Origin of the sequence: Brochothrix sp. (assembly GCF_017549435.1) — a bacterium.
In the GTDB taxonomy this organism is placed as follows: Bacteria; Bacillota; Bacilli; order Lactobacillales; family Listeriaceae; genus Brochothrix; species Brochothrix thermosphacta.
Genome location: NZ_JAFYUW010000069.1, coordinates 24,026 through 33,224, shown reverse-complemented (window position 1 = coordinate 33,224; position 9,199 = coordinate 24,026). Strand labels below are relative to the sequence as shown.

Sequence of the window (9,199 nt, the reverse complement as noted above, 5' to 3'; positions counted from 1 at the left end):
TCTCTTTAATGATTACTCTTAATAGTAGAACGCTTATCTTTATAGCAGCTGCTTTAATGATTACATTTATTATCACACTATTTTTTGTTATAGTGTTTGAAAAAAATAGTATTAATAAGGTAATGAAAGGAGAGTAATAATGATTAGAATAACTAATATTTCGAAAAAATTCCAAGGAAATAGTGTCGTTTCTGATTTCAGTGAACACATCTTAGAAAATGAAATGGTAGCAATAATGGGGCCCAGTGGTTCAGGGAAAACAACTTTATTAAATATGATTGCTGGTATTGAAGCATGTGATAGCGGTACTGTCACAATTAATGACAATAAAAACATATCAAACATTCTCAAACTCAGATATGATATTGCTCTCCTGTTCCAAAATTATGGCTTAATTGACCAGATAACCGTTGAAGCTAATTTGATGATTGCTATGAAATTCTCACAAGAAAAAAATAAAAATGAAGCAATTAAAGCTGTCTTGATTGAATTTAATTTATACAATAAAAGAAAACAAAAAGTCTTTACATTAAGTGGTGGTGAACAACAGCGGATTGCTCTAGCAAGAATCATGTTAAAACCACACACTATTATCCTTGCAGATGAACCCACTGGCTCACTAGATGCTATTAATAAAGAATTCGTGATGTCTCAACTTATTAAATTTAAAAAAGCTGGTAAAACGATTGTTGTCGTTACTCACGATCAAACTGTTTCTGCTATGTGTGATCGTACAATCACTTTATAGAAAGAGGTTTATTATGAAAAAAATATTTTTCCTAATTATTGCGTTGGCGGTATTAATTTTAATATTTTCGTATTCGACTAAAGATATTGCTGCTGTCAATCGCTTTAATCCCTTTGTAAAAGAAACAACCAGTTATGCCAAAGTCCCAACAGGTACTCAAATATACAAAGGAATAACACTGATTGATAACAAAAAGAACACCGTTATTGTGGACTTTGGTGGTTATGATCCTGAGGGTGTTTATGTGAAAGTAAAACACAAACGTAATTTTGTTAAGCATGTTGATTATATTACCGCAGAAAAAATACCAGAAACCATCAGAAAAGATATCACTCATTAATAGGTTTCTAGCAATTGAAAAAGAGTGTCAGAATAGTATTCTGACACTCTTTTTATTTGATACTATCTTTCCAATTTAAAACAAAAAATTTAAACTCTTGCTTTAATTAGTTTCTTAAAATTTTATCCATTTTTTTACCTTTTGCTAATTCATCAATTAACTTATCTAAATAACGAATTTGTTGCATCAAAGGTTGTTCAATTTCCTCTACGCGAATGCCACAAACAACCCCTTTAATTAAATCCGTTTTTGGATTCATTTGCGGCGCCTCAGCAAAAATTGCTTAAAATCAACAGCATCTTCCAATTGTTGGTTTAAACTGGTTGTATCATATCCTGTTAGCCAGAAAATAATTTTGTCTACTTCTTCTTTTGTTCGTTGTTTACGTTCTGCCTTTTTGATGTATAACGGGTAAACACTTGCAAAACTTGTTGTATAGATACGATGATTTTCCAATTCTGAATCCCTCCTTTATCCAATAATTTTATTATAACAAAAAAAGATAAACTTCAATTTAATTAAAGTTTATCTTTTCTTAGTTTTAATGGATTATTTATTCCAGTTCTCAGGATCTTTATTCCATTCACGTAATGTTTCTAACTCAGCTTCCTTCACATAACCATCTTCTGCCGCAACTTCTAGCAATGTTGAGTAGTTTGTTAACGTCAGTAATGGAATGTTAGCAGCCTCTAAATTACGTTGGGCAGCTGCCAGCTCGTAAGTGAAAATTGCGGCGATTGCAATGACTTCAGAGCCTGCCTCTTCAACCGCTTTAGCAGCTTTCAAACATGAGCCTGCTGTTGAAATTAAATCTTCAATCATTACAACTTTTTTACCTGGCGCAAGGGGACCTTCAATTTGTTTCCCTTTACCATGTTTTTTAGGTTCAGAACGAACATAAATCATTGGCAAATCTAATTCTTCCGCAATAAACGCGGCATGAGGGATACCTGCAGTTGCAGTCCCTGCAATGACATCCACATCAGGATAGTTTGCTTTAATTTCAGCGGCTAAACCTTTTGCGATTGCGCGTCGAACATTCGGGAATCCTAGTGTCATACGGTTATCACAATAAATAGGTGATTTAATGCCAGATGCCCATGTAAACGGCTCCTCCGGTTTAAGAAAAACGGCTTCTATTTCTAATAAATGTTTGGCTGTTTGTTTAGCGATTGTCATTGTTAACACTCCATTCTGATAAGATTGCATGATATGCTGCGACAGCATCATCAGCTTGTGTAATCGGACGACCGACCACAATATGTGTTGAACCATTTGCTCGTGCTTGTGCAGGTGTCATAATACGTCGTTGATCACCTACTGTTGCAGATAATGGGCGAATACCTGGTGTTACGCGCAAAAAATTAGCGGCTGTTGCTTCACCGATTGCTTTTGCTTCATGTGCTGAACAAACAACACCATCTAAACCTGCGGCAAAAGTCGTTTTAGCATAATGTGTGACTGATTCCAATAATGGCACTTTAATTAATTGGTCTGACCACATTTCTTCTTCAGATGTTGATGTAAGTTGTGTGACGGCAATTAATTGTGGCACATGCCCCGCGGTAGATCCTTGAATTAAACCTTCTTTTGCAGCTGCCATCATCCGTTGACCTCCTGCTGCATGCACGTTGACCATGTCCACACCTAAGCGTGCTAAATTAGCCATTGCTCGTTGTACAGTATTCGGAATATCATGTAATTTTAAATCCAAGAAAATTTCATGGCCATCTGCTTTTATCGCTTCAAGTAAACTGGCACCTTCAGCGTAAAATAATTCCATTCCTACTTTAACGGCTAATTTTTCTGTTTGAAACGGTTGTAAAAATGCGAGTGTGTCTGCCTTACTGGAAAAATCCAAGGCGATGATTGGTTTAGACATGACGTGCCTCCTTAACTTCAGCGATTAATTGCGCCACTGAACTAATATTATATTTTGCAAGTGCTGCGGGTAATTGTTCTGCAAGTTCTGGACAAATAAACGGATTCGTAAAGTTTTCAGTGCCCACTGCAACTGCTGATGCACCTGCCATCATAAACTCGAGTACATCATCAACTGTCATGATCCCACCCATTCCAATAATGGGTATATCGACAACTGCACTAACTTGCTTGATCATACGAATAGCTACGGGTTTAATGGCAGGCCCACTTAAACCTCCTGTTTGATTCGCAATGACGGGACGGCGCGTTTTCAAATCCAAACGCATGCCTAACAACGTATTAATCAGTGTTAACCCATCAGCGCCTCCTTCTTCCATTGCTTTTGCAATCGGAATAATATCAGTGACATTCGGTGACATTTTAACGTATATGGGGACATCAGACACTTCTTTAACCGCTTTTGTTAGACGGTAGGCAACTTCTGGATCTGTACCAAAAGCGATACCGCCATGTTTAACATTTGGACAACTTACATTCAATTCAATCGCTTTCACATTAGGTGCTTTCGAAATAGCTTCACACACAGTGATGTAATCTTGTTCTGTTGAACCGGCAACATTGGCAATAATCGGTGTGTCGCAAACACTTGCTAACCAGGGCAATTCTTCTGTTAAAACTTTTTGTAAGCCGGGGTTTTGTAAACCAATGGCATTGAGCATCCCACTTGGCGTTTCAGCAATCCGGGGTGTTGGATTACCATAACGCGGTTCTGGGGTTGTTGCCTTGATCATAATGGCTCCTAGCTTATTTAAATCGTAAAATTGAGCATACTCACGCCCAAATCCGAAACAGCCGGATGCTGGCATAATCGGATTTTTCAAATTTAAACCGGGTAGTGTCACTTCTAATTGGCTCATACTTGCACCTCCCCTGTGCGAAAGACGGGACCGTCAACACAGATTTTTTTAGAGGCTGTTTCTTCCCCTGTTGTTGGATGACACACACACGCATAACAAGCACCAATTCCACAAGCCATTCGTTCTTCTAACGAGATGAAGGCGCGTTTATCAATGAGTCGTTCATTCAGAGCACGCAACATGGGAGTAGGTCCACATGAGTAGTACGTATCCGCTTCTGGTAAGGTATCCATAATAGTCGTCACAAATCCGTGTGTTCCGTGACTACCATCTGCTGTCGCAATATGAACATCACCGAGCGCAGCAAATTCCGCCTCATAAAAAACGGCTTCTTTTGAATTAAAACCTAAGACAGTCACAACATTCGCACCAGCTGCTTTTAGTTGGCGGGCAACTTCATAAAGCGGAGGTACACCAATTCCGCCTCCGATTAACATGGCTGTTTCACCCGCTAGTGTTTCATCAACTGGGAAACCTTTTCCTAACGGTCCGATGACATCAAGCACATCACCGACTGTTGCATCAGCAAAAGTCTGGGTCCCATCACCATCCACACGATAAATAATCGTACACTCTTGCTTGTCTTGATCAATTTTTGCGAGGCTAATTGGACGGCGTAACATTAAATCCTTTCGTGTCGGTTTAATGTTGATGAATTGACCTGCCATCATTTCCGCGACCATTTCACCTTCAAGAATCAATTCATAGACACGCTCTGCAATTTCTTCTTGATATTTGACTGTCATCTGTTCAATTCTCATTTTTACACCCCTTCTTTTATCTCATGAATGACCCGAATTACCTTGTGTTCTGGCAGTTCGGGTCACTTTTTCTATATCTACCACTGTGTTATATCACTATTTCATTTCTGTTAAACGGTGTTTTTCACTTTTATTTTTTCTCTAGTTCTAAACACCAACACCTTTCAAATTTCATAAAGCGCCGCAGGCATCAAACGCCTTTGTCTCTTTTCTCCAATTTGTTTGGTGCTGAACGGTGTTTTTCACTTTTATTCTCTAATCTGAACGGTGTTTATCACTTTTATTACATTTCAGCGACTGAGAATGAGCGTGATTCCATAACTTGTAGGATTGCGCTTGCTGTGTCGAATGATGTAAAGATTGGCACACCATTTTCAACTGATTCACGACGGATTTGGAAACCATCACGTTGTGGTTCTTTACCGCGTGTTAATGTGTTAATTACGGCTTGTACTTTACCTCCGCGGATCCAGTCTATCAATGTTTCGCCGTCTTCACCAATTTTGTTAACTTCTTTAACGGTGATGTTCATATCGCGTAAGAAATCGGCTGTTCCTTTCGTTGCTACAATGCCATATCCAATTGCTGAGAAGCGTTTGACTAATTCAGCGGCTTCTTCTTTATCGCGGTCATTTACTGTAACTAAGACGGTGCCGTGTTCTTCCATTTTTAGTCCTGAGGCAGCAAAGCCTTTATAGAGTGCTTTTTCTAGTGTTGTATCTTTACCCATTACTTCACCTGTTGATTTCATTTCAGGTCCTAATGATGTATCGACTGAACGTAACTTGGCAAATGAGAAGACGGGTAATTTCACAAACACATTTGGCTTCTCTGGTGCTAAGCCCGTTTTATAACCTTGGCTTTGTAGTGATTGTCCTAAAATAACTTTTGTTGCCACATTCGCCATCGGAATATCAGTAATTTTGCTTAAGAATGGCGCTGTACGACTTGCACGCGGGTTAACCTCGATAACAAACACTTCATCTTTCGAGATAACATATTGAATGTTCATCATTCCTCGAATACCTAAACCATGTGCTAAACGAATGGTGTAGTCGATGATTGTATCTTTATGTTTTTGCGCTAATCGTTGCGGTGGGTAGACCGCAATTGAGTCACCTGAATGGACGCCTGCACGCTCGATGTGTTCCATAATCCCTGGGATGAGAACGTCTGTCCCGTCACAAATGGCATCAACTTCTACTTCTTCCCCGACCAAGTAACGGTCAATTAAAACGGGGTGTTTGGGATTTACTTTAACTGCGTTTGTCATATAGTGTTTAAGTTCAGCTTGTGATTCGACAATTTCCATTGCGCGGCCACCTAATACATACGATGGACGTACAAGGACTGGATAACCAATATCTTCGGCAATTGTAATCGCATCTTCAACTGATGTGGCTGTACGGCCTTTAGGCATTGGGATTTTAAGCTCATTTAATGCTTGTTCAAAGCGGTCACGATTTTCTGCACGGTCGATATCATCTAGTGATGTCCCAATAATTGTTACACCGCGTGCTTCCAATCCTGCTGCTAAGTTAATCGCTGTTTGACCACCAAATTGAACTACAACACCTTTTGGATTCTCTAAATCAATAATGTGCATGACATCTTCAATTGTAAGGGGTTCAAAGTATAACTTATCAGAAATACTAAAGTCAGTTGATACTGTTTCAGGGTTACTGTTGATAATAATGGCTTCATATCCTGCTTGTTGAATTGCCCATACTGAATGAACAGTTGCATAGTCAAACTCAACACCTTGACCGATACGGATTGGACCTGATCCTAGTACAATGACAGATTCTTTTTCTGTTTTGACTGATTCATTTTCATGTTCATAAGCACTGTAGAAGTAAGGTGTGCTTGATTCAAACTCCGCAGCACATGTATCTACCATTTTGTAGACGGGCATCAATTTGTTCTCACGACGTAATTCATAAACTGCAACTTCTTCCCAGCCCCAAATTCCAGCGATTTGTTCATCACCAAAACCAAGATTTTTAGCTTCTTCTAATGTCTCAACATCGCCAATATTAGCTGCTAATTCTTTTTCGAAAGCGACGATCTTATTAAATTTATAAAGGAAAAACAGGTCTATTTTCGTCATTTCATGTAGTTTTTCAATGGTATAACCTCGACGCATTGCCTCAGTTAGATAGTACAAACGGTTATCGTTTGCGACACGAATGTGTTTTTCGAGTGTTGCTGTATCGGCTTTCTCAGCATCATCGGTATGCAAGTATGTGGTACCATTTTCCATTGAACGTACAGCTTTCATCATTGATTCTTCAAACGTACGACCGATTGCCATTACTTCTCCCGTTGCTTTCATCTGTGTACCTAATTCACGGTTAGCTGATTCAAATTTATCAAATGGGAAGCGCGGTAATTTTGATACAACATAATCCAAAGTCGGCTCAAATGCGGCATAAGTTGTTCCTGTTACAGGATTTTTCATCTCATCTAAAGTTAAACCAATTGCAATTTTTGCTGCAAGTTTCGCGATCGGATAACCAGTTGCTTTTGAAGCTAATGCTGATGAACGACTCACACGTGGGTTAACTTCGATGATGAAGTAATTGTAACTGTCTGGGTCGAGTGCTAGTTGTACATTACAACCGCCTTCAATGCCTAAAGCACGAATGATTTTTAATGATGCATCACGCAACATTTGATACTCACGGTCAGATAATGTTTGGCTTGGTGCTACAACAATCGAGTCACCTGTATGTACTCCAACAGGATCAATATTTTCCATGTTACATACAACAATGGCATCATCTTTAGAGTCACGCATTACTTCATATTCAATTTCTTTGTAACCAGCAATCGAACGTTCGATGAGGCATTGTGTCACTGGGCTCAGTTTTAACCCCCCTTCAACAATTTCAAGGAGATCTTTTTGATTGTGACAAATACCACCACCAGTTCCTCCGAGCGTATAGGCTGGTCGCACAATAACTGGGAAGCCGATTTGTTCAACAAACGTTACAGCTTCTTCAATTGTGTGGACAATTTCACTATCTGGAACGGGTTCGTTCAAATCATTCATTAAGGTACGGAACTCTTCACGATCCTCTGCTTTTTGAATGGCATCTAGTTTAGTACCTAAAACTTCAACATTACATTCTTCTAAAATACCTGATTCGTGTAAGCTCATTGCCATGTTTAGACCTGTTTGTCCACCTAATGTTGGCAAGATAGCATCCGGGCGCTCTTTACGAATAATACGTGAAACAAATTCTAGCGAGATGGGTTCAATATATACTTTATCGGCAATCTCTTTATCCGTCATAATTGTAGCTGGATTTGAGTTAATTAACACAACGCTATAGCCTTCTTCTTTTAAAGCAAGACAAGCTTGTGTGCCTGCATAATCGAATTCTGCGGCTTGGCCGATGATGATTGGTCCTGAACCGATTACTAATATTTTATTAATGTCTGTACGTTTAGGCATTGTCATTTCCCCCTTTAGCTGAATCCATCAATTGCATGAAACGGTCAAATAAGTAATTCGCATCACTTGGTCCTGGTGCTGATTCTGGATGATACTGTACCGAAAATACCGGTGCTGTTTTATGTTTAAGTCCTTCATTCGTACCGTCGTTAAGCTCACGGTGAGTGACAACTAAGTCTGTTCCTACTAATGATTCCTCATCAACTGCAAAACCGTGGTTTTGTGAAGTGAAATCAACGCGGCCTGTTTCAACGTCTTTAACAGGGTGGTTAGCACCGCGGTGCCCAAATTTCATTTTGTATGTTGTTGCGCCATTTGCTAAGGCGATTAATTGATGCCCTAAACAGATTCCAAATATCGGGATATCCCCTTGAATGCCTCTGATCATTTCCAATGCTTCAGGTACATCTGTTGGGTTACCTGGTCCATTTGATAACATCACACCATCAGGGTGTAACAAACGGATTTGTTCTGCCGTTGTATCATAAGGCATAACGATCACATCACACAAACGACTGTTTAATTCGCGTAAAATACTGTGTTTCATTCCAAAATCAATCAACACTACGCGACGACCACTGCCTGGACTTGGATAAGCTTTAGACGGCGATACCTGACGGATTTGGTCAGTTGGGAGTTTTGATGCCTTGGCACGATTCACCATTTCTTCAACAGATTGGTCACTGTTTGCAATAACACCTTTTAATGTCCCGTGTTCACGAATTAATCGCGTTAAGAAACGCGTATCAATCCCACTAATACCAGGGATACCTTTTGCTTTTAAGAATGTATCAAGTGTTTCTTGTTGACGCCAGTTTGAAGCAAACTCCGCAGCTTCTTTCACAATAACGCCTTTTACGACAGGCTCGATTGATTCAAAATCATCGCGGTTAATACCATAGTTACCAATCAACGGGTATGTAAATGTAATAATTTGACCTGAATATGAGGGGTCAGTAATTGTTTCTTGATACCCTGTCATCCCTGTATTAAAAACCACTTCACCAAAAGCATCTTTTTCACTACCGAATGCACGGCCTTTTAAAACCGTTCCATCCTCTAAAACTAGCATACGATTTTTCATCTCTG

At 39.4% G+C, this 9,199-nt stretch carries 7 protein-coding genes and 2 pseudogenes; 2 read left to right on the top strand and 7 right to left on the bottom strand.

Annotated features, from left to right (window positions below):
* The first annotated feature begins 139 nt into the window (after positions 1-139).
* Together IKV95_RS04775 and IKV95_RS04770 are read left to right on the top strand one after the other, a co-directional pair.
* On the top strand, positions 140-748 hold the full coding sequence (locus IKV95_RS04775) for an ATP-binding cassette domain-containing protein (protein WP_287451451.1): 609 nt from the start codon (positions 140-142) through the stop codon (positions 746-748).
* 13 nt (positions 749-761) lie between these two features.
* Positions 762-1,088, top strand: coding sequence for a YxeA family protein (locus IKV95_RS04770; RefSeq protein WP_069125641.1), 327 nt, complete (start codon positions 762-764; stop codon positions 1,086-1,088).
* Between the two features lie 106 nt (positions 1,089-1,194).
* Here the strand turns inward: IKV95_RS04770 and IKV95_RS04765 are convergent.
* The 7 genes and pseudogenes from IKV95_RS04765 to carA form a co-directional block, all read right to left on the bottom strand.
* Positions 1,195-1,544: pseudogene (locus tag IKV95_RS04765) on the bottom strand (DUF2200 domain-containing protein).
* Positions 1,545-1,637: 93 nt separating this feature from the next.
* Positions 1,638-2,267: an orotate phosphoribosyltransferase gene (gene pyrE / locus IKV95_RS04760; RefSeq protein ID WP_029092444.1), complete on the bottom strand. Its 630-nt coding sequence runs from the start codon at positions 2,265-2,267 to the stop codon at positions 1,638-1,640.
* Positions 2,254-2,970: an orotidine-5'-phosphate decarboxylase gene (pyrF, locus tag IKV95_RS04755; protein ID WP_029092445.1), complete on the bottom strand. Its 717-nt coding sequence runs from the start codon at positions 2,968-2,970 to the stop codon at positions 2,254-2,256. The genes pyrE and pyrF overlap by 14 nt, the downstream gene beginning before the upstream one ends.
* The gene (locus tag IKV95_RS04750) at positions 2,963-3,889 is read right to left on the bottom strand and encodes a dihydroorotate dehydrogenase (RefSeq protein ID WP_029092446.1); all 927 of its coding nucleotides are present in this window, start codon (positions 3,887-3,889) and stop codon (positions 2,963-2,965) included. Before IKV95_RS04750 ends, pyrF begins: the two co-directional genes overlap by 8 nt.
* Positions 3,886-4,653, bottom strand: a pseudogene (locus IKV95_RS04745) (dihydroorotate dehydrogenase electron transfer subunit); the annotation flags it as partial. The gene IKV95_RS04750 and the pseudogene IKV95_RS04745, both read right to left, overlap by 4 nt.
* Positions 4,654-4,933: 280 nt before the next feature.
* Positions 4,934-8,110, bottom strand: coding sequence for a carbamoyl-phosphate synthase large subunit (gene carB, locus IKV95_RS04740; RefSeq protein WP_069134584.1), 3,177 nt, complete (start codon positions 8,108-8,110; stop codon positions 4,934-4,936).
* On the bottom strand, positions 8,103-9,194 hold the full coding sequence (gene carA, locus IKV95_RS04735) for a glutamine-hydrolyzing carbamoyl-phosphate synthase small subunit (RefSeq protein WP_029092449.1): 1,092 nt from the start codon (positions 9,192-9,194) through the stop codon (positions 8,103-8,105). The genes carB and carA overlap by 8 nt, the downstream gene beginning before the upstream one ends.
* Positions 9,195-9,199 lie beyond the last annotated feature (5 nt).

What these genes read in the sequence shown, in the direction of transcription:
- pyrE (WP_029092444.1), bottom strand. Translation starts at nt 2,267, where the DNA reads ATGACAATCGCTAAACAAACAGCCAAACATTTATTAGAAATAGAAGCC.
- carA (WP_029092449.1), bottom strand. Translation starts at nt 9,194, where the DNA reads ATGAAAAATCGTATGCTAGTTTTAGAGGATGGAACGGTTTTAAAAGGC.
- pyrF (WP_029092445.1), bottom strand. Translation starts at nt 2,970, where the DNA reads ATGTCTAAACCAATCATCGCCTTGGATTTTTCCAGTAAGGCAGACACA.
- carB (WP_069134584.1), bottom strand. Translation starts at nt 8,110, where the DNA reads ATGCCTAAACGTACAGACATTAATAAAATATTAGTAATCGGTTCAGGA.
- IKV95_RS04770 (WP_069125641.1), top strand. Translation starts at nt 762, where the DNA reads ATGAAAAAAATATTTTTCCTAATTATTGCGTTGGCGGTATTAATTTTA.
- IKV95_RS04750 (WP_029092446.1), bottom strand. Translation starts at nt 3,889, where the DNA reads ATGAGCCAATTAGAAGTGACACTACCCGGTTTAAATTTGAAAAATCCG.
- IKV95_RS04775 (WP_287451451.1), top strand. Translation starts at nt 140, where the DNA reads ATGATTAGAATAACTAATATTTCGAAAAAATTCCAAGGAAATAGTGTC.